Here is a 22,473-nt window from a genome sequence, read left to right on the forward strand (position 1 = left end):
CCTCGGGTGCGTAGCGTTGTGTTCCAGCTCACACCAACGGGATTGAGAATGACAAGAAATTCTCCCGACGAGGCGCAAAACACATCAGCAAAAGATCTTGGTCCAACGCTCGTGGTCTCCCGGGCTGGCGGCACTGATCAAGACACCCAGGTTCCGCTCAAAGCCGGCACGATCCTATGCGACGATTATAGGATTCAATCCGTTCTTTTGCGGGATGACGCGAGCATTACCTACGAAGCCGATGACCTTCAACTTGGGGTTCCGGTTACCATCAAGGAGTATTTTCCCTCGGATGTCGCTCAACGCGACGGGGGCACGCAAGATATCGTCTTTGAAACTCACGGCACCCCGGAACATCAGTCGGCGTTGGATCGCTTCGTGCGGGAAGCACAAACGCTGGTGCGGTTGCACCACGCCAATGTTGTTCGCGCACATCGCGTGTTTGAAGCAAACGGTTCAGCCTATATCGTCCTAGACTATGAAGACAGCAAATCTCTCCAGCAATGGTCCGACGAACTAGGACGCAAACCATCTCAGACTGAACTCGACCGCATCGTCGGCCCCGTGCTCGATGCTCTTGCTGCAATTCACGCAGCGAGCGTACTGCACCGTGACATTTGCCCAGACAACATATTGATCCGCGCATCGGGCACGCCTGTTATCACAGGTTTCGGATCGGCACGTATCGAGGAGGGAACCCCCTCAAATGTCAAAAGCATTGTCATCGCCTCCGATTTCACTGCCCCAGAAGTCATGACGATTGATCATGCTAAACAAGGTCCCGCCACAGATATCTACGGACTGGCCGCAACACTGTATTATCTTGTGACAGGCAAACGGCCCATCAGCGGTGGCGCGCGTCTCATCAAGGACGGTCTTACCCCCGCGTCACAATTGGCGGGATCGGGTTACAGAGAAGAATTCCTCACCGCCTTGGACGCCGCTTTGTCCGTCGCCGTGCAAGCGCGGCCACAATCAATTGCGGCGTGGGAAGGCATCCGCGGGAGAGTAGACGACGCTCCGCCGATAGTCGGCGCAACGGTCTTGCATGAGCCGGTAAATTCCGAAGCGCAACGAACCCAGCCCCGAACCGCGTTCGCCAATGTGGCGACCCAAGTCGCAACGCAGCTGGAAAAATTGCCTGATCCGGAAAACCTTGGCTCCTCCGCCGAAAAACTCTTCCAGCCCGTCGCCTTAGCGAGCGCGTTTACGGGGCTCGCGCTGTACGCGATTGGCACAGGTTTTGGAGTTGCGGCAATGTTGGAGATTCTGGCCATTGCCATGATGTTTCTTCATGGCTTCCTCCCCATGCATCGCTTCTTGAACAGCGAATCCAGTCAGCCTGCGGCCATCCTGGAAAATGTGGAAACAGCGACAAAGCGTGGCGCTTGGAGCATTTGCTCCATACTTTTCCTCATGGCTGTTCTGCCTTTGCTTGCCAGCCGTTATCTGCCACAGAACCCCGATGCACCTTTTGAACTTCTGACGCTTATCGTCGGCGTGCCTGCACTGCTTATGATGATGTTCGCCTTGACGTCCACCCCGGCCAAGCCTGGCTTGCGCAGTCGCGTGTTCGGCATCTTCAACATCCTCATCATATTATATGTGCTGTTGCTCTGGGTTCTCTTCCTCGTAGCCACCACGTTGACGACAAACCAACCGTCCACGGTCGGCGCCGTGGGACAATTCAACCGGTATATTTATTTTGTAGGGCCCTTAGCGGCCGCCACTCTCGGCATCTACGTATTTCTATGCCGAATGGCTGCGAAGCAACGTTTCCGTCACGGAGCGTGGACCTAGTGGGCACCGTTAGTCATAGCATGCGCAGACATACGTTCTGTGGCGAACGCACGTTGTCGCTCGACGACAACGCACTCTCGATCTCCGGTGATGGCGAAACGCATCTTATTTCCTATCAAGATATTCAGAGCATCAAGGTTGCCTATCACGGCTTTGGTTCAAGTCGGTCGGAGTTCTTATTCGCCACGAAACACCACGGCAAACACAAGGTCACATCGCACCACTACGTAAGTCTCGGTTTGTTCGAAGACCGCAGCAGTACGTTCTACCCATTCCTGTCCGCCCTATGCGAACGCGTCGCGCGCGCCAATCCCTCAGCACGTTTTAAAGAAGGCAGCGTTCTGTATATCGTTATTGCCCTGACCGTGTTTCTGCTAACAGCGGGTGTCACTGGCGTGTTGCTCTATCAAGTTATCTTCTTCGGTTCTGAGGGAACGGACATATCCATACTTTTCGGTATTCTTGGATCAGCTACTGCCGCCTACTTATCCGCGAAAACAATCGTGACGAACCGCGTGCGCCGCTTTGATCCAATGAACGTTCCTTTCGAAGCGATGTAGCGTCACAATTTGGATCGCAACCTTGATCGAGAAACTTTTGAGAGTTGCCGCCATTGGCATGTTTGTCGTGACTGCCGGCCCGATACTGCTCGTCGGTGGCTTATTCGCGTGGAAGCTCATCTCCTCCGACGACTATGAGCGCACCTTTAACGCTCCGCACCAAGATTGGAGCATCAGGCTTGAAGAGGACTGTCTCATCGGCCCGTGCCACAAATACGGACATCTCATTGTCCCTAATGGATTTTTGTCCACTCAAACGCTGCAGTGTGAGCTTCCTCAATTAGATACCTCCCGAATTATTTTCCGCGAAATTCAAGACGTTCATTGGTCGGAGGACGACACAAAGTTCTCGTGGACATCGGCTGACCCCGCAAACGACGGCAGCCTGGACATTGCTAAGCAGTGTTACGACACCGCTGTACATGATGATAGGTCCAAGCAAATCAGCATTCGATTCCGTGAAAATTGCGTAACGGGAACCTGCGTCCGCTCCGCACGCTGGGCGAGCTGGCGTGGCGGGTTTGTTTACACGACGCCTTGCAGCGTAACGGCCACGGGGACCTCTCTAGTATTCACACTGCCTGGAGATGTGACGGGCCAGATTGACGTAGAAGTCGATGCCGGTGCGCAGACCGCCGACTGGCGAAGCACGGGCACAGGACAATCCGGTCAGATTGTTTTTGCCAAAGATTGCGATCTAAGTCTCCAAACCAAAAAACCGGTCCCTCCTTAGGACCGACGTCTTTGCAAAGTGCCCGTAAACCAATGCGGCAATTAACCCGTCATGGATATGCCCAACACACTGCGAGCGCTTGCCACGCAATCTGTAATCTGAGAAAAAAAACAAACTCGACCGAAGGCGATTTTTGCTGATGTTTTTAAAACTTGTTTGCCACGTTCAACTCATTGCGGCCTTGGCGCTTGGTATATTGTTCACTACCGCGCCATCAAGCCAGGCTGGCGATGATGGAAATAGTGGCCAGAACTATTACGCGGGACTGACCTGTCAGCAGCTCTGGCATGAGCGCAACGCCATTTTTGCCCGCCACGGATATTGCTTCGAAAACCCACGCGCAATTGCTGTCTTCGGTAAAGGCTGCCAGCCCCCCTTTGGCAAGCTTCCGAGCAACCTGCAATCGGTCGTCAATGAGATCAAAGCCTGGGAAAGCAAACGCGGCTGCTGAACCGATCATGTTATCGAATGAGTTCGGTCAATACGCCTACGTTTAACAGCTCCTGCTGCGTCGGGATCAGCAGGTCTGTGCTTGGTGTTGCGACGGCGCGTCGGACGAACTCAGGATCGAAGCCTGCTTCCAGATAATAATCTGAATTTAGACTGTCGTGACGCAGTGTGAAGGCATTCATCAGTCTCGTCATCATCTCGTCCATGAGAATAACCGATGTCGCATGAAAGCCAATTTGCGCTTGCGGCGCCGCGATGCGGCGAACTCCGGCCGCAAACATAATCGTACAGGCGCTGTGACAGAAATCAGCGACCGCTGTTGTCAGCTGCAACGGACGCAGGATGTCGTTTACGCGTCGACCGGCCACAACGTCACCACCCGGACTACGTAACACTACGGTGTTGATGTCAGGATTCTGCGCAAGCGTTTGCTGAAAGTCGGCAACAATCGGCCAGACGACTTGGCCATCAAACAACAACACGTTGTCATTCACACTGAGCTGATAGAGCGGGGTGCCATCCGAGGACGTTCCAATCTCGGACTCACTGATTTGGCTAAGACCATTGATCCACGTCACCCCAAGCGCCAGCACACCCAATACCAGAAAGATGCACACGACCCATCCGAAGATGCGCGAGATCAGCCACGCTCCGCGCTTCTTTGCTCCGCGCAACGACCGATACAGGCCAACGGCTTGCCATATGCCGAGCACCATCATGCCAAGGAATTCGATCGAAAAAGCGATACGGCGCGCGTCTGGTGCAAGGTCTGCCATAAGCGGAGCAACAACGTTCGCCGCAATCAGCACCCAAATGACATCAATAACCAGGATATTGATGAAGATTGATCGGCCCAGGCTGTATCCGCCTTGCCAATGTCGCACGAAAAGGTTCTTGGAAAATTGCGTCTGGTCCGGTACGGCGCCAGTCTTAGCAGGGTTAATTCTCGTATCGTCGCTCGTGCTCTTAGGCCGCGTTACCATCGTAGCCTGCTCGGCGACCGAGACTTCCAACGCAAATTCACAGGGCCCAACCATTAGAATTTGCCCTGGAGTCCAGGTTGTAGAGGTTATCGTATTGCCATCAAGCTGAGTACCGTTGCTGCTTTGCAGGTCAGTGACCTGCACCCTTCCCTGCGAACAGACTAGTTCTGCATGTCGCCTCGACGCTCGGTCTGAAGCAACGACGATGTCGGCCTCTGACGAACGGCCAATCACAGCCGTTGAACCATTTGTCAGTTCAAAGCGCTGCGGAGCAGCCTGCCCTGCACGTGCAATGACCGTAGCCACAGATCCAATCCTCAATACGAAAGCTCTATCGCCCTACGGCAACGTGCAGGTCTCGATCAGCAGCGTCCACATATCGTCGCCGACGAAAGAAACTTTGCCGCTGTCGCGCATCTGCCGGATGTAGTCCCGACCTGTCGCAGCTGTTGTTGCTCCATCAGCTCGAATCTGGTGCAGGCCAAGCACAAAATAGTAGTGCGCGCGTTGCTCCTCCGTCGTCAGTTTAGGCCCAATATCCTTCACCAGAGTCCGGCCTTCCTCGCCCGCGAACCACAGGAGCATCATGTAGCCGTGCGCTTGAAAATCTGGGCGTTCCGCTGTCAGAAATTGCTTGCCCGCCTTCTTAACCAGATCGCTTTCGCTCAAACTTTTGAGGCTTGGGTTTTCTTCGACGACCTGCTGAAGAATGTCACGGGTTGTACCTATCACGATGTCGTTCGCCACCGCCTTGCACGTCGGCGCAGCTTGCGCAGATGACATAAACACCGCCATGAAGAACAAAAATATCAATGACCGGACAAAAGACATCGCCGTCACCCCTGAAAATATAAAATTTTCCAGAGTATTGTGACGTGTGCCCCATAAATCAAGAAAACATCGGTGAACGGGATTAACGGACCAAGAAACGGGTTTGAATTGCAAGTGTGCGATCTATGAACCTTTAGAAGCCTAGGCAGGATAGCTGAATATCAGTATGCTTAGAGTATCGGCTGACCAAGGCGGAGAATATCTCATGATGACACAACGAATTTGCTCCCTTGTCTGCGCCATGCTGTTTGCTGCCACCGCGACAGCTGCAATTGCCTACGACGGCCTGGAGGCGGACTACGCAACCTGTACGCAAGGTGACGCCAGCACTCAAGCCGAGGCGATGGTTGGGGCATGTAGCCGCCTCATCAAGAATTCGAGTGCGGAGAATGAGCTTGTCGGAATGTTCTACGCATTGCGTGCTACGGTGAATACGGACAAGAGTGCCAACTGCCAAGACGCACGCAAAGCAATATCACTCATCAAGGACCCTGGTCTGCGCGAAAGCGCTCGAGAACTTGAGAAAATCAACTGCTGATCGAGGGTTGGCATTTTCTCAAATCTTCTTCTTGCTTAGCAGGCTTTGCGTAGACCAAGAGCCGGTAGATAGGCCATTTGACAGAACGGATCTCAATGTTCTTGCAGTACAGGATGTGGGAAATCGCACAGCCCGGGATCTGCCTCGTATCGAGCAGCGATCTCAGCCAGTGACACGCTGGAAATTTATGGCAGATCGGATGAACGCCCAAGCTTCATTCGACACCCACCAAAATACTGAATCGGCAGAACCTGCTCTGCATGTAACGCAAAACGCGTCTCAGTCAGCTCGATCTGTTCGATTCGACTGAGATGTGACGTTCGAAATAACCTTCCCTCAATCGGACGTCCGCTGCGATCACAATTCTCCGTCCGAAAAACTCCTTTGCGAGCCGTGCAGGCCGAGGGAAGGCTGACAAACGCCGAACTCGCCGTGCGGGTGAACGTTAGCGCTGCGACCTGCCACAGGCGGACACAGCGTCTGTTCGACGAGGGATTCATCACGGCGGTTCGGGCGCAGCTGGCGCCGGCAATGGTGGGCTTGGGCGCACTCGTGATGGTTGGCGTTGTGCTCGACAGGTCGACTCCTGAGAGTTTCGCGGCCTTCGAGGGAGCTGTGCTCAAGGTGAAAGACATTCTGGACTGCAGCTTGGTGGCGGGAGACTTCGACTACCTGTTGAAAGTCCGTGTGCGAGACATGGAGGACTTCAACAAACTTCATGGACAGATGCTGATCGCTCTTCCCGGTGTCAGACAAACCCAAACCTTCTTCGTCATGAAGGAGGTAAAGGAGAACGCTCTCCTGGCGTTCTGACAGCGCGTTTATCCAGAGCAGCAGCATCATCACCTCACCAGGACCAGGCTCAATTCGAACGTCAACGGACGCTCCGACGGAGCGGCCCGGCTTCGCCTAGACCGTCGGAACGGTTCCTCCGTCGATGACGTACTCGGTGCCCGTAATTGTCGCCGCACGGTCGGAGGCAAGGAAGGCGACGAGACTTGCGATCCCAGAGGGCTTCGATGGACGGCCGATCGGAATTCCGCCGAGGGACTCCATGATGATCTTCTTGCCACCCTCGACGTCCGTTCCCGCTTCTTTTGCGAGGCGCTTCGCGAGTTCGATAGAAGATTCCGTTTCAATCCAGCCAGGCGAGACCCGAACGACCCGGACACCTTGAGGAGCGACTTCCTTGGACAAGCTTTTGCTGTAGGTGGACAGTGCAGCCTTGGCCGCGGCATAGGCGGTGGTTGCATCCGGCAGGGGAAGTTGCCGCTGAATGGAGGAGACGTGTATTACGGTTCCGCTTCCTTGTGAGATCAGGTGCGGGATAAGTAGTCGGTCTAGCCGAACGGCAGGCAACAGATTTAATTGGAGCTCCTTATTCCATTCGGTATCACTCAGCGCCGCGAAACCTCCTCCCGGAGCCGATGAGCCGCCCAGCATATGCACGATGATATCGACGCCCCCTAACCGTTCGTGCGTAGCCTGTGCCACCAGTTCGCTGCCCTCCTTCGTGGTGAGGTCGGCGGCGACGAAAAGCTCCTCCGACATTGACTCCGGCCGAGAGCGAGCAGTCGTCAGTACCTTTGCTCCGAGTTCCCGGAAAAGGTTGACGGTCGCGGCCCCCGCTCCTTTTGTGCCGGAGGTGATAAGGGCTCGCTTTCGCTCCAGCGTAACGAACCCGGTCATGCGCCTATCTCCAGATGGACGACCCGATCGCCTTCAATCCGAAACGCGAATTTGAGCGTCGCAGGGCTTCCCGGGAATTGGCCTATCACCCTTGCGTGAACTTCGGTGACATCATTTTTCCGGTCCATATTTATCGGTTCGGCCGTGTGCTGATACTTCGCCTTTGCATGCCGCCACCACGCGACAATGGCTTTGTGGCCGGCATAAAGCTGGCCTTCATCTCTCACAACCGCATCCGGTGCGAAGGCCTGAATCAGGCTCTCGCCGTCGTGGGCTTTGTCCGCGTCGAAGTAGGCTTGGATCGCTCGAGGTAAATGCACGCCGCTGCTCCTTTCGTTCGATGACCATCTCTGTCCCATTCAATCTAAGTGTAGACCTTCATTTCGAATAGCGGGATAAATGCGGATGAGGCATTGCGGAAAGCAGGACAATGTATCGACCCGGGCTGAACGACCTTGACGCGGTCATCGCCATTGCGCGCAGGGGCTCGTTTCGCTCCGCCGCGTTGGAACTCGGCATGTCGACGACCGCGCTGAGCAACGCTATCGCCAAGTTGGAGGCGAGCATTGGGGTTCGCCTGTTCAATCGCACGACGCGCAGCGTTTCGCTGACGGACGCCGGCCGGCTGTTCGTCGAACAGGTGAGCCCGGCGCTGCAGGCCATCCACGGCGCCATGGAAACAGTGCGCTCGCAGCAGACAACGCCCTCGGGGACGCTCCGCATCAACGCGTTCGCCACGGCGGCGCGCGAGATCCTTTCGCCACTGGTGCTCGAATATCTTCGCCGCTATCCGGAGGTACATATCGACATCGTCACGGAAGGCCGATTGATTGACATCGTGGCCGAAGGGTTCGATCTCGGCGTTCGGATGGCCGGCCTTGTACCCACCGACATGATCTCGGTATCGCTGGGACGTCCACAGAGATACGCCGTCGTCGGTTCGCCGGACTATTTCGAGAGGCATGCCATACCGCGCGTTCCTCCGGACCTACTCAATCACCGTTGTATTCGTGTCCGCCTGCCCAACGGCGCCCTATATCGTTGGCAATTCGCGAAAGGCGGACAGGCCGTGCAGATCGATGTCGGCGGACCGATCACTTTGGATGAGGTAGGTGTAGCGCGGACCGCGGTGCTGGAAGGCATTGGTCTCGGCTTTTTTCTGGAACAGGACGTGCGCGCGGACATAGAGGCAGGACGCCTCGTCCGTGTGTTGGAGGATTGGACGGAGCCCTTTGACGGGCTCTGCCTTTATTATCCGGGACGCCGCAATCCTTCGGCAGCCTTCAAGGCCTTCGTCGACTTGGCCCGCGAACTTAGCGCCAACTCGAGATCGTGACCGGCTCGGCTCGCACGTGCCGGGATCACTTGTTTCGCGGATCGTCTTCCGGGTTCACGTAAATCAGGTCGAATGGACCGATGGCTGTAACCTGGATGATCGTCTCCTGCTCTTCGGACCACACGTAGTGTGGGTGATCGGCGGGCAATAGCAGGAGGGAGCCTGGGCCGAGCAACTTGCCCTTTGACTTTTCAACTGTATTTCCCATGCCGCTTCCCATGGTGCCGCTAAGCACGGTCACAGATTCGAAAACGGGATGAATGTGCGGTGGCACGAGGTAATTCGGGGCATCTTCAGGCGCAGAATGAACATTCCGGGTTTCGACGGATCGCCGTACACCACCACAGTTTGCGCGCCTTTTGGGAAGGCCGGATTGTCCTCGAATTTCATGTCGGCCGGAACCAGTTCTTTTGCGTCGTGCGCAGTGTTCTCGGCGTAGGCTGGACCTGCGAGTGCGATCAGAATGGCTGCGACTAGGCGCTTCATTATGTTGGCTCCTTGTTTGTTCAATTTGGGGTGATGCTTTGCGTGAGTTGAGCCGAGCAGCGGACGTTCGAGCCTTTCGGTAGGGCGTTCGACGCGCCCGCCCAACCGCCGAAGAAGGAAACCGACGAATTCCCGCACTTTGGTGCCTATGCCGGCATCTGGGATCGAACACCGCAGGACGTTCGGACGATTACGCTGCGCGTGGACGCCAGTTCGCTGGAGGTCCACGAAATCAAGGCGGTCAAATTCACGACGAGAAACAACAAGGTCCGAAGTCATCGAACGCAGCGTGTGCTCGACGAAAGCGACGACTTCTGATGAACGGCGTCGTCCCTTTTCGCTTCTGTGCGCCAGCGACCTGCGCATCGCAGTCTATGCCGCAATCGAGATAGCGGAGGAGATCGACTTCTCTCGACCGGTTCACCTCCACAAGCGGAGCTGGTCGGTGATCATTCACGAGGCGCTGACCGCAGAGAACGAAATGACTGCTATTGGGACGAACCCGCCGAAGCGGCGATGTCAGCGACCGGGCCAAAAGCTGTCGCCGCAGTTTGTTCAGCTCATTGCGAAAGCAGGCGAACTCGCACTTGGCGTTATTCACCTGAGTTAGCAAAAGTTAATCATGGAGCTGACTTTTGACGCACGATCACGATTGAATTCGCGCAAGTTTTAAAAACGACGCTAGACTGACGCGCTCACCATATTTCCTTTAGACCGAGGGGTCGAAATGAAACGCAATATTATTTTTGTCTTGATTTCAGCGTCTGTGATTGCTCTGGCGCCAGCGGCTTGGGCGGACAAACCGACTCCAGGTTATAATTACAAGATCCCCGACAAAATCATGACTCCCGACACCGTGGAAACCCGGCTCGGCACGCTGAAGTTCTTCGATGGCATGCCGGACAAAGAGACGGTTGACACGCTCTATGACGGGCTCGATATCATCCGGGGCGTTGAAACTTTCCTGAACGGTATCCCGGCCACATCCATTGAGGGACTCCGGCTCGGGTTCATCGACGCCGGCGCAGATGCCTCCCATAAAGTTATCGTCATGGACAAGCTGCTAGATTCAGCGCCACTGTTCCTAACGGGCAATACGGATACGGTTTACGCCATGACCGCGCTCGACCTAAAGCGCGACGGCCCTACAGTGATCGAAGTCCCGCCCGGATCCGGTCCCGGCACTGTTGACGATGCCTATTTCCGCTTCGTGATTGACATGGGAATCCCCGGTCCTGATCGCGGTAAGGGCGGCAAATACCTGATCCTTCCTCCCGACTACAAGGGCGATCTCGCCCCCCCGGAGGGCGGCGCGGAAGCTGAGGTCGACGGCGAGAAATACTTCGTCGCCAAGTCCACAAGTTACGTGAACCTGCTTATTCTGCGTGGATTTCTCGTGGATGGAAAGCCCGACGCGGCCACCGCAATGTTCAAATCAGGCCTGAAGGTCTATCCGCTGGCAAAGCGCAACGCCCCGCCGCCGATGGAGTTCATCAATGGATCGGGCAAACCCTTCAACACGATTCATGCCAACAATTTTGAGTTCTACGACGAGCTTCATACGGTCATCGAGCGCGAGCCCGTCGAAATGCTTGAGCCGGAGCTGCGCGGTATTTTCGCCTCGATCGGTATCGAGAAGGGCAAGGCCTTCGCGCCCAACGCGCGCATGAAGCAGCTTCTGACCGAGGCAGTGGCAATCGGCAATGCCATGGCGCGGGCCATCGTGTTCCGGCCGAGGCTCGAGGGCTTCGCCTATTACCCTGGCAGCGCCTGGGGCACTGGCTTCGTTGGCGGCAACTACCAGTGGCTCAAGGACGGCGGTACGGGCGGACGTAATCTCGATGCCCGCACCATGTTCTTCTACCAGGCGACAGTGAATACGCCGGCGATGGTGTTGAAGATGGTCGGCAAGGGCTCCCAGTATGCCATTGCGACCGTGGATAAACATGGCGAGTATTTGGACGGCTCCAAGGCCTACAAGCTGCATATCCCGGCAAACGCGCCAGCCAAGGACTTCTGGTCTGTGGTGGTCTATGATCCCCAAACCCGCTCAGAATTGCAAACAGGCCAGCCATTCCCAAGCAAGAATAACAAGCGTGACAAGCTGATGATGAACGAGGATGGGTCCGTCGATCTCCACTTCGCGCCGGAGGCACCCAAGGGCAAGGAGTCGAACTGGATACAAACCGTTGCAGGAAAGGGATGGTACCCGATCCTTCGCCTTTACGGCCCACTTCAGCCCTGGTTTGATAAAACTTGGCGTCCCAGCGAGATCGAGCCAATCGAGTAAACGAAAAGCCGCGTTCTGACGCCACGTGGCGTGAGGGGTGGAGGTCAGTGTTCTGCGCAGCAGAATTGTTCGCTTTGGGTCATCGGCGACAGTTCGCTGACGCTGTTGGATGTCCGGTCTTCACCTGAAACCGGACATGGATCGGCGGTTGCTTCCACGCGCGATCTCGGTAACGGCGATGTCAGCTTCTGGGACAAATTGCTCATCGCGTTCCTGCGCACGATGCCCGACGCGCACCGTTCCCTTCTCCAACGCAAACCCTCGGGCGGCAACGCCGCGAGGCCGTCGGCGCACAAATGCGCTACAGTCGGACGCGACCGCCGCAACGGAGCCGACCCGTGACCCAATTCGCAACGTCCGCACCCCCGCCGCGCCCTCCCTCCCTCATCAGCGCGGCGAGCGTGTTCGCGCTGGTCGGACCTGCCGCAGGGCCCTTCCTGTTCGCCCTCTTTCTCGCCATCGCCGGATTATGGAACATCTGGCCTGCCTCGCTCGTGGTGGGCGCGGGCTATTTCATCTGGTTCCTGCCGTTCTTCTACGTCCCGCTCGCAGTGCCGTTCGGGTTGACTGGCATCGCCTACGCACGCGCGGCCCGGCGCTTAGCGCGCCCGTCGCTGCTGGTGGCGCTCATCGCCGGCGCCGTCGTGTTCGTCGGCTGTATCGCCTTGCTCTATTTTGCCGGGTGGCTCACCGCCGTTGCCGGATACGAGCTGCGGAAGACGGACGAGGATATTTACGCTCTGCCCACGGCCTTCTCCAATCTCGGCGTCCTCACCGGCGTAATGGCGATCGGCGTCGTCCCATCGTGGTGGCTGACGCGCGATCGCAGCACGCGGACGATGTGGATCTGACGGGCTGCGACGCGGCGCGTTTGCGTGCTAGATGCGTTCGTCCCGCGTGCTGCCCCGCCCACCTTCTCAGCACCTCGGAAGACAGCTCGAAGCGGGGTGACGCTTCGAACGTCTGCTCCGGGTCATAAGCCCGCAAAAAGGTATCGGCGAATTCGGACGGTCTCAGCCACATAGCCGACGTGGTCGTGATGAGCTCAACCGTGCCGGCCGCACGTCGGCCGACTTCCGCTTTTGGGACCGAGCGCCTGCGCTCCCCTTCGCTGGTTGCTGAATGTCGCAATGATCCGATAGCTTCCTTCGACCGGCCGACACTAAGGGCCAAAAGCGGACGCGCCACGAGCATATTCGTCCGCATGCACGAAATCGCAGAGGCAGCCCCACTGTGGCGCGCCCAACACTATGCAACGTTGGAAGTTTCTCCCTGATTGCCAAAGCCAGGTTCCCCTGCTTAGCTTGCTCGCCTTAGGGGGACCTTCTGTGCGCAGACGCACGACCGTTAACGTGATCTTGCTGCTGGTGCTGGCTGTTCGCAGCCTGTTGCCGGCTGGGTTCATGCTGGAGGCTTCAAACGCCTCGGCAGGATCGTTCGAGATCGTTATCTGTACGAGCACAGGGGCGAAGCTCCTGACCGTCGATGCCGATGGCAAGCCGTCTAAGACAGAGCCGCAACACGACGGCAAGGGGCTTTGCCCGTTCGCTGCCTCAGGTGCTGCTGCTCTCGTATCGGCCGAGCCCCAATCCCTCGTCCACGAAGCCGAATATGCCGCCGTCACCTACACGACAGCGGTGGCACTCTTTGCCGTGAGACCCAAGCCGGGGGCAGCATCCGCCAGGGGGCCGCCGTCCTCTGCGTTGATCTGATTCAAACTCCTAATCAGTGACCGTGCGTCGCGTTCCCCGAGTGGAAGTGCGCCCGTCGCTCGCTTCAGACTCAATGCGGATTCTTGCCATGTACGCTTTACACTGGCCCCCCATCTCGGCGCGGCCTAATCCTGTTTCCATTCGCGCAGATGTGTTCGGGGTCGTATTCGTTTTCACGCTCTTAGCGGCGGCCTTGCCGTCGCACGCGCAGCAGAACACAGTCGAACTCCCCCCCGTGACTGTCGTCACAACGACGCCCAAGGCTAAAGTTAAGCCCAAGGCCACAACAGCGAAACAAGCTGCCCCCTCGATCATGCCGCAGCAGGCAGCAATTGGAGTTCCGGACAATGCAGGTCCGCCGGCTCCTGACACACGCGCCGGCAGCCTCACCGTTCCAGATACCGCCGAAGCAACCGTGGATATCAACCTCACACCCGGCGGTGTCGAGGTCGTGCCCGATACTCAATTCAAGAGCACGCCCGCAAATACGATCAAGGACGCTCTCGGCTGGGTGCCTGGCGTCACTATCCAGCAGAAGTGGGGCCCCGACGCCCGCGTATCGATCCGAGGTTCGGGGCTGACGCGGAACTACGGCAATCGCGGAATTAACGCCTTCATCGACGGCATCCCGATCAACACTTCTGATGGACTGTTCGATCTCTTCGAGGTCGATCCATCGGCCTATCGTTACGTCGAGGTGTTCAAGGGCGCGAATGCCTTGCGCTTCGGTGCCAACTCTCTTGGCGGCGCGATCAACTTCGTGACGCCCACAGGTTATGATTCCGATCTGTTTGGCGTGCGTGTCGACGTCGGCAGCTTCGGGTTCGTGAAGTCCGCCGTAAACTCCGGTGGCGTGTCAGGTCCAGTTGACTATTTCATCAACGTCTCGGCCTACCGCGAGGACGGGTACCGCGAGCATAGTAATCAGGACATGGTGCGCATCAATGCCAACCTTGGCTATCGCCTGTCGGAGAATGCCGAGACGCGCTTTTATGTGAATGCCAATACCTGGGACGGGGAGTTGCCCGGCGAGGTGACGAAGGAGGCAGCGCTGAAATCTCCGAAGGCAGCCAATCCCGAATGGCTACGCTTGGATCAGCAGCGCAACATCGATTCAGTTCGCATCGCGAACAAGACAACGCTGCGCCTTGATGGCACCATGCTGGAGTTCGGTGTTTTCACGCATCAGCGTCACGTGGATCATCCGATCTACGAGTACCTTGATTACGACGTTTCCGATTATGGGGGTTTCTTCCGAGCGACTGATGATCGGATGGTCGGAAGTTTCCGTAACCGTTTCATCATCGGCGCCAACATTCTCAACGGTACCACCGACTACTATCAGTACGTGAACGAGGGGGGTTCGAAAGGTGCGCTGACGACATCTCAAGTATGGGATGCCGAAAACTATTCGGCATACGCCGAGAACAGCTTTTACATATTGCCGAACGTTGCGCTCATTGCCGGGACGCAGTTCATGCATGCCGTCCGGGAGCAGCGAGATCGCTTCTTCGATGATCCTATCTGGGACACCCAACCCGACGACTCCGGCCGTCGCGAGTTTGATCTGTGGAGCCCGAAATTCGGCGTGCTATGGGATGTCGATCCGGGATGGCAGATATTCGCAAACATCTCGCGAAGTGCCGAAGTGCCAACCTTCGATGTGAACTCGTTCACATCGCCGGCGAACTCGAACGTCGATGCTCAGAGGGCGACAACCTACGAGATTGGCACGCGCGGCCGCAGGCCCGACTTTACGTGGGACCTCGCGCTCTATCGCGCCGAGCTTCGAGACGAGTTGCAGTGTCTGACTACGGCCGCGTGGGCTCCCTGCACCGTTGTCAATGCCGATCGTACAGTGCACCAAGGCATCGAAGCTGGTTTTGGACTAGCCTTTCTCAGGTCGACGTTCGACCTGGAAGATCGCGTCTGGCTTAACGTTGCCTACACCTACAACGATTTCTTTTTCGACAACGACGCGGTGTGGGGCAACAATCGTCTGCCCGGTGTGCCGCCCCACTATCTCCGCGCCGAGGTGCTCTATAAACATCCGAGTGGCTTCTATGCCGGTCCGAACGTTGAATGGATGCCGCAGGAGTTCTATGCGGACAATGCGAACAGCGTGGATGTCGATCCTTACGCACTCTTGAACTTCCGGGTGGGATTTGAGCAAGACAAGGGCTGGTCAGGCTACCTCGAAGGCCGCAACCTCACCGACGAGCGCTACATCGCAACGACGATCACTGCCGGAACCGCCACAGCCGCATCAGAGCTGTTCAACCCAGGCCTCGGCCTCGCGGTCTACGGCGGCATTCAATACAAATGGTGAAAACAATGCGGACTTTGTCTTTCACGCTCGGCTTTCGATTTTCCACGACGCTGTGTGTGTACGCGTATATGGCGTTCTTGTGCGCCATCCAATCTCCCGCCCGCGCCGTCAATGACGCGAATGAGATCCGTGCGCTCATCGGCGCGACCTGGGACAAGCCGGACAGCAAGGTCGAGATCGGCCCAGTGGTCATTTCAGGCTCCTATGCCGTCGCGAGCTGGACCCAGGGCGCTCACGGTGGACGTGCGCTTATGCGGCGCGGTGACAAAGGCTGGTCCGTCATGCTTTGCAGTGGCGATCCGCTCAAGGAATCCCGGTGGCTGGCGGAGGCTGGAGTTCCTTTGAGCGACGCCGAGCGGATCGCCAAAGATCTTGCTTCGGCCGAGGCGCTGATCCCTGCCGATCGGCGCGAAAAATTCTCACTCTTTGAGGGGGTGGTTTCAATGACTGGCGGACATCATTCTCCCTAACTCAAGTTCTCCTTCGGGTCAGACTCGACAGGCGTTAACCGTCACGCGGAAGATCTGGTCCGAAACCGGTCGTGATATCAGCAAGTAAGGTCCTCCAAAGTGCATACTCGTCTGTCTCTTAAACAAGGAGACAGATCATGGAAGACCCCACCATTATCCCCACCGTGGTTGAACCAGCTGCTAAGCCGAGCCGCGTGCCCTGGAACAGCCTCATCACGGGATTCGTCCTCGACGAGAGACTTTTCCGAGACGGAAGCCGCAGCAGCGACTTGGACTTCATCCTGGTTCATCTCGACTTCCATCCTTTGCTCAGCCGGCTACACGGTGATGCTAGTATGGAAGATCTGAATTGGTCTGCGATACGGTGAGAATTGACTGCCTAGGAGCTATATTCCCCCCGCCTGTCGGCTACGTCGGTATTGAGTAAGCCAGTCCTTGATGGTTTCGTCGGGCAGATGGCGAGGTTCAGCGTCTGAAGGTAAAACCACTAGAAACACGCGGAGGAAGCGGTGAAATCGACCGGATCGATCGATTGGAGGCGGCTCGCCAGTTACTTCGCGCCATATGTCGGCGATGATGAAAACAAGATCCTTATCCTGAGGTCTGCCGAGTGCCCCGCGTCTTACCGTGATGTCCTCTAATGTCGTTTCAATGCGTTCAAAATCGTCAATCCAGCTGTCTAGCTCGTCCAGCTTGTCCTCCACGCTACTCAGCAAACGTGCCTCCCTTACCTCTTCCAAAACCCCTTTTAGTTGCAATGCGTGATGACGGAGAAGCGGCAAGAGTTTTATGCCGGCCTTCCGTCTTTGCTGCCAGTAGTGATGGATATCGCCGCCTGCGTATCGGCGCGCGGCCACCCACACGGCGAGCCGCTCCAACAACAGCGTGATTCTCGTAATTTTGTAGGGGGCGCTCTGCTTGTTCAACTCTCTGATGACGTCGACCGAAAGCCGTGCCCTGAGTTCGTGCTCGGATGCCGTGACGCTTTCGAAGAAATCAGCTTTCGTCCCGTGGACCAGATATGGGCCAACGGCGGTTCCACCTATTTCATTGATTTAATGGTCGGAGCGGGGAGATTTGAACTCCCGACCCCCAGTCCCCCAGACTGGTGCGCTAACCAGGCTGCGCTACGCTCCGTATTCAGCTGTTCGTAAGCGAGGTATTTGACCTCGGATCAGCTTGTGTCGCTAATTTCACGTTGAGCATATCAGGCGAGTGAAGTCTTCAAAAACGCTTGTTAGGGGAAACAAGCAACTGCCTTATGCGAACGCTCACCGCGCCTGCCCACACGGTTCGATAACCGTGCCATGGGCTGGCTAAAATAGCGAGAGCGACTGCTAGCGCGAAACGGTTCGGCTTTCAAGGTTGTTCGACGCGTCCAGCGCGATTTGAGGCGACAAAAAAGAGGCCGCCTGAGTTCGAGCTTCGTTCTGAAGCTCAACCAACGGCGGCCTAACCCTATATCGTCGCAGAGACAATGCGGGGGTGCGACGCATCTTTTTCTGGTTAAAGGAGGTTAACCGGGATAGGGGTGCGCCTCTTGCAAGCACATTCAATCTAGCTGCGCCCGTGGATTTCCAGCGATGGGATATCTTCCCGATATGTCGGGAACTTCCTCACGATTTTGAGCCAAGAGATTTGGTTAGCTGCATTTACCGTGTGCGGTTTTCTACCGATATCCTAATAAGATCGGCGGTGCGATCGAGACCTAATTTTTCTTTCAGGCGGCTACAGGCATTCGCGACCGTCTTGTAGGCAATCCCAAACGTGCTCGCGATCTCCGACAAGCTCTTACCTTCGCCAAGCAGACGAAGAATTTCAGTTTCCCGGTTCGTTAGCTGTTGCATGGGATCGGTTTGATCGATGGCCGTAAAGGCTAGCTCCTTGGCCAGCTCCTGCTCGACGTATTTCTCCCCCGCCGCAACCTTCTTGATGGCTGTCACGAGTTCATCGATGGATGCACTCTTGCTCACGTAGGCCGAAGCGCCCGCGCGCAATGCCCGCATGGCGTAATGCGGGTCGGAATACATCGAGAACATGACGACCGCCGCCGAATGCCCCTCAGCCTTGATCCTCTGAAGCAACTCCAATCCGCTGCTACCACCGAGATTGATGTCGAGAACAACGACGTCAGGTTCCTCCGTGCGCAGAACGGCAAGGGCGTCAGCCGACGTTTCGGCTTCGAAAGTCACAACATCCGGAATTTGAGAAATAAGGCGCGTCACACCCTGCCGAACGACGGCATGATCATCGACGATGAGAACCTTCATACCGATGTTCCTGCTTCCATGCTTTTGCTATCTGACAGATACTCGGCGCCGTCGAGCGGCAAAATTGCTTTGACGCGTACACCATGCTCATCTTTGCGATCGATGACCTCAAGTGTCCCTCCGAGCAAGGCTGCACGTTCCTGCATTCCTATGATGCCATAACCGCTCGTCAATGTTGGCGCTAGTCCTATACCGTCGTCAATGATCTCAACACTGAGCAAATTTCCCGATTCAATGTCTATCGAAATATCTATCCCACGGGGGCTCGCGTGACGGATGGCATTTGCAATCCCTTCCCGGACAATATTTTGAATTGCCGCGTCCATCCGCACCCCGAAACTGCGCGGTGGAACATTCACGCTAAAGGCGATGTCGGGGTGACGTTTTTTCCAGAAGGCGACAAGATTCTCGATGGAGTTTGCCAGCCCCAGCGCGTGTAGTCCTGAGGGTCTCAGTTGCCCGAGGATGCCCTTGACGTTGCGCTTCATCTTCAGGACCGCATCGAGAATAGCCGCCGCACGTTTCTCCACATCCGGATCCCTGCTTGTCTCTTCCTGCTGTCGCAAAGCGGTTGCATCAACGTCGACTGACAAAAGCAGAGGGCTCATTTCGTCATGAAGAGCTCGCGCCAATTCTGCGCGCTCTTCTTCCTGGACGGTTTCAAGTTGTTCGCGCAGCCGCCTGTTGCGGTGCTCCATCTCGCTTAGTCGTTCGCTCATAGCGTTGAAGCCACTGCCCAGTTCGACCAATTCGCGCGGCCCGCCGATATCGACCCGACGGTCATAGCGACCAGCGCCGATTTCGGCGAATGCGCCTGTGAGATCATTGAGCGGCCGTAATGCCCGGCCCAGGGCAACCCATAAAATCAGAAGCACGACGCCGCAGAACGCAGTCAAGATCAACAGGTACAGCTTCGCGTCGCTCCAGACCTCCGCCACTTCGTTGTGAGAATCTGTTTCAAGAACGACGGTTCCGAATTTATGAAAGGCGTCTGGCAATTCGAGACGCACTACTTTGGGTTTGCCCGCGAGAAGCTCATAAAGCCATTCGGGGACGGCAGCTGATGGCGGCTGCAGAATTGACTGCCGGATAACGACGTTATCTGGATCGCGCAACGACGCTCGCAAATGCCGGTCATCGTCGAAATCAGCGACAGTCAGTTCAAGCCGACGTCGTGTGGCGGAAATCTCATCGACATCGTCAAGAGCATTGTGAGCAATGCGGCTCCCCACGACTATCGCTGCGCGCATCTCCGCTTCAATCCTCTGGACAGCATGCCAGTAGATTAAAACACCGCCCAAAATTAACGTGACGATCAATGCAAGCGTGATCGTACGGATTAGTTGAAGGCTTAGCGACTTCGGCGTTGGTGCTTGTTTAGCCATCCAAAGGAGTTTGGTCCAACCATGCGCGGAACTGTGTCAGTCCGCACACCTTAGTCTATCAGCGGCCCAAAGTGTGAATGGCTAATTTGTCGAAACCGTTTTGAGTGCCTTCAAGCTTGACGCCGTGCGCGGCGCGCCGGGGCCGGCTTTGCGGCATTCTCATTTGCGCTCTCTGGCGACTGGCTTAGCAGGGCGCGGCAGGCTTTTAACTCTGCGATGGCCTGTTCAACGGCTTTCGCGGCACCGGGTGGCATCGCAATAGGTTCAATGCCCCGCGCCTTACCGGCAGACGTCGCGACTTTAGCGGTAGCCGATCCGCGCGCAGCCACGCGCCCTTTCGCAGTTTTCCCGCGCGGCACAGTTTCATCTGACTTTATCGCAGTTCCTTCGGGCGCGGCCTTTACGGCATCGACCCCCTTCTCGCGCAAGATCTTCTGCACGCCTTTAATTGTGTAGGCCTCAGCATGAAGCAAATGGCGAATTCCACTAAGAAGCTCAAGATCTTCGGGACGATAGTAGCGTCGTCCACCACCACGCTTCATCGGCTTGATCTGGGGGAACTTCAATTCCCAGAAGCGGAGCACGTGCTTCGGCACATCGAGTTCATCCGATACTTCACTGATGGTACGGAATGCCTGTGCGGTCTTGCTCATTGTCTTACCCCGCTTGTTGGGTCAATCCACCGGGATTGCCCTAAGCTAAGGAGTTGCGATTTCCGTCAATTCGCTCGCTGATACGTCGTTAGCGGCTCTTGGCGCGTGAACTGGCCCTCATTTCACGCCGACGTCATGTAGCTTCAGAATCCGCCGCCTGTATGGCCTCAATCGGCGCGAACCCAGACACAAATCATGCAACCCCTTTACTCAATGTAGTGAAGGAATTTTCGCCCAATATTAATAAGACGGATATGGCTGGCTTGCGCTTTTGCACTGCTGAGCAGTGTCAATTGTCCAGTCAGCAAGGGTGTGTGTCTTTACGGAAACGCCCGGCTAGGTTGCCGTTTGGCTCTTTATGTGACTAGCGTACGGACGTCGCGTAAGCAGGTATCTGCGCGTTTTCATAAGAAAAGCCCGGATCTCATGCCATCCGGGCTTTAACAAGCTCGCAAATGCTTCGGGTTACTCCGCCGCGCGGCGCCGCCCCTTTTGACCGCCATTGATACGGTCCTTCATGATATTGCTGGGCCGGAATATCAAAACTCTACGCGGGGTGATCGGGACTTCTTCACCCGTCTTTGGGTTCCGCCCGACCCGTTCGCCTTTCTGGCGAATTCCAAAAGATCCAAACGATGATAATTTTACTGGCTCACCATCAGCCAAACAATTCGAGATCTCGCTCAGAACAAGTTCAACAAGTTCCTGAGATTCGTTTCTAGGTAAACCTACATTGCGCACAACGGCTTCCGCCAGATCGGCGCGCGTCAATGTCTTACCTCCCATACTGTCCTGCCTCCCCACTGCAACGGAGATTAATAATGCTAGTGGGGTTGTCAGCATCGGTCAACGAGATACTGTAACAAGCCGCTGAAATTGCGGACGATTTCTTGTTCCCCGGCGAGATATGGCAAATGGCGTGTTAGCAAAGCCACAGAATGCTTTAGCGCAGGGCGTGCTACCAGCGCACGAGGATGGCGCCCCAAGTGAAGCCACCGCCCATGGCTTCCAGCAATACAAGCTTGTTTTCTCCGAGCAAATGGTGCTCGAAGGCGTGGTTCAGAGCTAGGGGTATCGATGCTGCTGATGTGTTGCCATGGCGATCGAGGGTCATGACGATCCTCTCAGGTGGAACGTTTAGCTTCTTGGCAATGCCATCCAAGATTCGCTTGTTGGCCTGATGCGGAACGAACAAATCAATTTCGTCGCTCGCATAGCCAGCCTGCAGAAGTGTCTCTTCGATTACTCCAGATATTTTCTGGATCGCGTGTCGAAATACTTCGCGGCCGTTCATACGCAAATGGCCAACCGTGCCCGTGGAGCCCGGCCCGCCATCGACGTAGAGAAGATCCTCAAACCGGCCATCGGAGCGGATGCGCGTTGAGAGGATACCGCGATCATTGCGATCACCGTGCTGTGGCAGAGCTTCAAGCACGACGGCTCCGGCTCCATCGCCAAATAAAACGCAGGTGCTTCGGTCTTCCCAATCGAGAATACGAGAAAATGTCTCCGCGCCAATAACCAGCGCGCGGCGGGATTGACCTGCCTTGAGGAAATTGTCGGCAATACTCATGGCATAAATGAAGCCAGAGCAGACGGCCTGAACGTCAAAAGCGGCGCCCTTGGTGATGCCCAGCGCGGCCTGTATGCGTACCGCTGTCGAGGGAAACGTGCGATCCGGCGTCGCGGTGGCACAAATCACGAGATCGATGTCGACGGGATCGATCGCGGAGCGCACGAGAGCCTGGCGCGCGGCTGCCAATCCCAAATCGGACGTTGTCTCGTCTTTCGCTGCGATGTGGCGCTGACGTATTCCTGAGCGTTCGACGATCCATTCGTCGCTGGTATCAATACGTTCGGCGAGTTCAGCGTTGGTCACTACGCGGCTCGGGACATAGGCACCGACGCCACGGACGATCGACCGGATTACTGCCACAGGATTCCTCTACGCCTTATTG

General features: G+C 56.4%; 27 protein-coding genes and 1 tRNA gene. 15 read left to right on the forward strand and 13 right to left on the reverse strand.

What is annotated here, in order from left to right; translation table 11 throughout:
• The first annotated feature begins 48 nt into the window (after window positions 1-48).
• From K5845_RS09575 to K5845_RS09590, 4 genes are all read left to right on the forward strand, one after another.
• Window positions 49-1,800 (forward strand): serine/threonine protein kinase, encoded by a 1,752-nt coding sequence (locus tag K5845_RS09575; RefSeq protein WP_287958878.1) that lies wholly within the window; start codon window positions 49-51, stop codon window positions 1,798-1,800.
• A complete protein-coding gene (locus K5845_RS09580; protein WP_287958879.1) occupies window positions 1,800-2,360 on the forward strand; it encodes a hypothetical protein in 561 nt (186 codons plus the stop codon). Before K5845_RS09575 ends, K5845_RS09580 begins: the two co-directional genes overlap by 1 nt.
• Before the next feature lie 22 nt (window positions 2,361-2,382).
• The gene (locus K5845_RS09585; RefSeq protein WP_287958880.1) at window positions 2,383-3,093 is read left to right on the forward strand and encodes a hypothetical protein; all 711 of its coding nucleotides are present in this window, start codon (window positions 2,383-2,385) and stop codon (window positions 3,091-3,093) included.
• 139 nt (window positions 3,094-3,232) lie between these two features.
• Complete coding sequence (locus K5845_RS09590) at window positions 3,233-3,544, forward strand: YARHG domain-containing protein (protein WP_076605344.1); 312 nt, start codon at window positions 3,233-3,235, stop codon at window positions 3,542-3,544.
• A gap of 10 nt (window positions 3,545-3,554) precedes the next feature.
• Here the strand turns inward: K5845_RS09590 and K5845_RS09595 are convergent, their stop codons facing one another.
• Together K5845_RS09595 and K5845_RS09600 are read right to left on the reverse strand one after the other, a co-directional pair.
• Window positions 3,555-4,832 carry an FHA domain-containing protein gene (locus K5845_RS09595; protein WP_287958881.1) on the reverse strand — a complete coding sequence of 426 codons (1,278 nt, stop codon included), beginning with the start codon at window positions 4,830-4,832 and terminating at the stop codon, window positions 3,555-3,557.
• Window positions 4,833-4,865: 33 nt separating this feature from the next.
• Complete coding sequence (locus K5845_RS09600; RefSeq protein WP_152025016.1) at window positions 4,866-5,471, reverse strand: hypothetical protein; 606 nt, start codon at window positions 5,469-5,471, stop codon at window positions 4,866-4,868.
• 91 nt (window positions 5,472-5,562) lie between these two features.
• Between K5845_RS09600 and K5845_RS09605 the strand changes: the two genes are divergently transcribed.
• Together K5845_RS09605 and K5845_RS09610 are read left to right on the forward strand one after the other, a co-directional pair.
• Window positions 5,563-5,895 (forward strand): hypothetical protein, encoded by a 333-nt coding sequence (locus K5845_RS09605; protein WP_046479087.1) that lies wholly within the window; start codon window positions 5,563-5,565, stop codon window positions 5,893-5,895.
• Between the two features lie 384 nt (window positions 5,896-6,279).
• Window positions 6,280-6,708 (forward strand): Lrp/AsnC family transcriptional regulator, encoded by a 429-nt coding sequence (locus K5845_RS09610; RefSeq protein ID WP_287958882.1) that lies wholly within the window; start codon window positions 6,280-6,282, stop codon window positions 6,706-6,708.
• Window positions 6,709-6,804: 96 nt separating this feature from the next.
• Here K5845_RS09610 and K5845_RS09615 read toward each other — a convergent pair whose 3' ends face one another.
• Together K5845_RS09615 and K5845_RS09620 are read right to left on the reverse strand one after the other, a co-directional pair.
• Window positions 6,805-7,584: an SDR family oxidoreductase gene (locus K5845_RS09615; RefSeq protein WP_287958883.1), complete on the reverse strand. Its 780-nt coding sequence runs from the start codon at window positions 7,582-7,584 to the stop codon at window positions 6,805-6,807.
• On the reverse strand, window positions 7,581-7,904 hold the full coding sequence (locus K5845_RS09620) for a nuclear transport factor 2 family protein (protein WP_287958884.1): 324 nt from the start codon (window positions 7,902-7,904) through the stop codon (window positions 7,581-7,583). The genes K5845_RS09615 and K5845_RS09620 overlap by 4 nt, the downstream gene beginning before the upstream one ends.
• 110 nt (window positions 7,905-8,014) lie before the next feature.
• On the opposite strand from K5845_RS09620, the gene K5845_RS09625 reads away from it, so the two are divergent.
• Window positions 8,015-8,920 (forward strand): LysR family transcriptional regulator, encoded by a 906-nt coding sequence (locus tag K5845_RS09625; RefSeq protein WP_287958885.1) that lies wholly within the window; start codon window positions 8,015-8,017, stop codon window positions 8,918-8,920.
• Between the two features lie 25 nt (window positions 8,921-8,945).
• Here the strand turns inward: K5845_RS09625 and K5845_RS09630 are convergent, their stop codons facing one another.
• Window positions 8,946-9,128, reverse strand: a complete 183-nt coding sequence (locus tag K5845_RS09630; RefSeq protein WP_353736540.1) for a cupin domain-containing protein — start codon at window positions 9,126-9,128, stop codon at window positions 8,946-8,948.
• A 29-nt stretch (window positions 9,129-9,157) separates the two neighbouring features.
• A complete protein-coding gene (locus K5845_RS09635; RefSeq protein ID WP_287958886.1) occupies window positions 9,158-9,406 on the reverse strand; it encodes a cupin domain-containing protein in 249 nt (82 codons plus the stop codon).
• A 289-nt stretch (window positions 9,407-9,695) separates the two neighbouring features.
• On the opposite strand from K5845_RS09635, the gene K5845_RS09640 reads away from it, so the two are divergent.
• The 8 genes from K5845_RS09640 to K5845_RS09675 all read left to right on the forward strand — a co-directional run bounded on the left by K5845_RS09640 (window position 9,696) and on the right by K5845_RS09675 (window position 16,575).
• Window positions 9,696-10,016: a hypothetical protein gene (locus K5845_RS09640; protein WP_287958887.1), complete on the forward strand. Its 321-nt coding sequence runs from the start codon at window positions 9,696-9,698 to the stop codon at window positions 10,014-10,016.
• A gap of 117 nt (window positions 10,017-10,133) precedes the next feature.
• Window positions 10,134-11,696, forward strand: a complete 1,563-nt coding sequence (locus tag K5845_RS09645) for a DUF1254 domain-containing protein (RefSeq protein WP_287958888.1) — start codon at window positions 10,134-10,136, stop codon at window positions 11,694-11,696.
• Window positions 11,697-11,726: 30 nt separating this feature from the next.
• Entirely contained in the window at window positions 11,727-12,038 is a 312-nt protein-coding gene (locus K5845_RS09650; RefSeq protein ID WP_287958889.1) for a hypothetical protein, read from the forward strand.
• Window positions 12,035-12,547: a hypothetical protein gene (locus K5845_RS09655; protein WP_287958890.1), complete on the forward strand. Its 513-nt coding sequence runs from the start codon at window positions 12,035-12,037 to the stop codon at window positions 12,545-12,547. Before K5845_RS09650 ends, K5845_RS09655 begins: the two co-directional genes overlap by 4 nt.
• A gap of 477 nt (window positions 12,548-13,024) precedes the next feature.
• Complete coding sequence (locus tag K5845_RS09660; RefSeq protein WP_046480632.1) at window positions 13,025-13,408, forward strand: DUF2946 family protein; 384 nt, start codon at window positions 13,025-13,027, stop codon at window positions 13,406-13,408.
• An 88-nt stretch (window positions 13,409-13,496) separates the two neighbouring features.
• Window positions 13,497-15,737, forward strand: coding sequence for a TonB-dependent receptor family protein (locus tag K5845_RS09665; protein ID WP_287958891.1), 2,241 nt, complete (start codon window positions 13,497-13,499; stop codon window positions 15,735-15,737).
• Between the two features lie 5 nt (window positions 15,738-15,742).
• Window positions 15,743-16,207 carry a copper uptake system-associated protein gene (locus tag K5845_RS09670; protein WP_076605415.1) on the forward strand — a complete coding sequence of 155 codons (465 nt, stop codon included), beginning with the start codon at window positions 15,743-15,745 and terminating at the stop codon, window positions 16,205-16,207.
• A gap of 137 nt (window positions 16,208-16,344) precedes the next feature.
• A complete protein-coding gene (locus K5845_RS09675; protein WP_287958892.1) occupies window positions 16,345-16,575 on the forward strand; it encodes a hypothetical protein in 231 nt (76 codons plus the stop codon).
• Window positions 16,576-16,593: 18 nt separating this feature from the next.
• Here K5845_RS09675 and K5845_RS09680 read toward each other — a convergent pair whose 3' ends face one another.
• The 7 genes from K5845_RS09680 to K5845_RS09710 form a co-directional block, all read right to left on the reverse strand.
• Window positions 16,594-17,085, reverse strand: coding sequence for a hypothetical protein (locus K5845_RS09680; RefSeq protein ID WP_287958893.1), 492 nt, complete (start codon window positions 17,083-17,085; stop codon window positions 16,594-16,596).
• Between the two features lie 181 nt (window positions 17,086-17,266).
• Window positions 17,267-17,344: transfer RNA gene (locus tag K5845_RS09685), tRNA-Pro, on the reverse strand.
• Window positions 17,345-17,859: 515 nt separating this feature from the next.
• Complete coding sequence (locus K5845_RS09690) at window positions 17,860-18,477, reverse strand: response regulator transcription factor (protein ID WP_046479098.1); 618 nt, start codon at window positions 18,475-18,477, stop codon at window positions 17,860-17,862.
• A complete protein-coding gene (locus K5845_RS09695; protein WP_046479099.1) occupies window positions 18,474-19,862 on the reverse strand; it encodes a HAMP domain-containing sensor histidine kinase in 1,389 nt (462 codons plus the stop codon). Before K5845_RS09695 ends, K5845_RS09690 begins: the two co-directional genes overlap by 4 nt.
• A 110-nt stretch (window positions 19,863-19,972) precedes the next feature.
• Window positions 19,973-20,515: a MerR family transcriptional regulator gene (locus K5845_RS09700; protein ID WP_046479100.1), complete on the reverse strand. Its 543-nt coding sequence runs from the start codon at window positions 20,513-20,515 to the stop codon at window positions 19,973-19,975.
• Window positions 20,516-20,980: 465 nt separating this feature from the next.
• Window positions 20,981-21,301 (reverse strand): integration host factor subunit alpha, encoded by a 321-nt coding sequence (locus K5845_RS09705; protein ID WP_046479101.1) that lies wholly within the window; start codon window positions 21,299-21,301, stop codon window positions 20,981-20,983.
• Between the two features lie 172 nt (window positions 21,302-21,473).
• Window positions 21,474-22,451, reverse strand: a complete 978-nt coding sequence (locus K5845_RS09710) for a beta-ketoacyl-ACP synthase III (RefSeq protein WP_046479102.1) — start codon at window positions 22,449-22,451, stop codon at window positions 21,474-21,476.
• Between the last annotated feature and the right edge of the window lie 22 nt (window positions 22,452-22,473).

Origin of the sequence: Filomicrobium sp. (assembly GCF_025698805.1) — a bacterium.
GTDB classification, from domain to species: Bacteria; Pseudomonadota; Alphaproteobacteria; order Rhizobiales; family Hyphomicrobiaceae; genus Filomicrobium; species Filomicrobium insigne.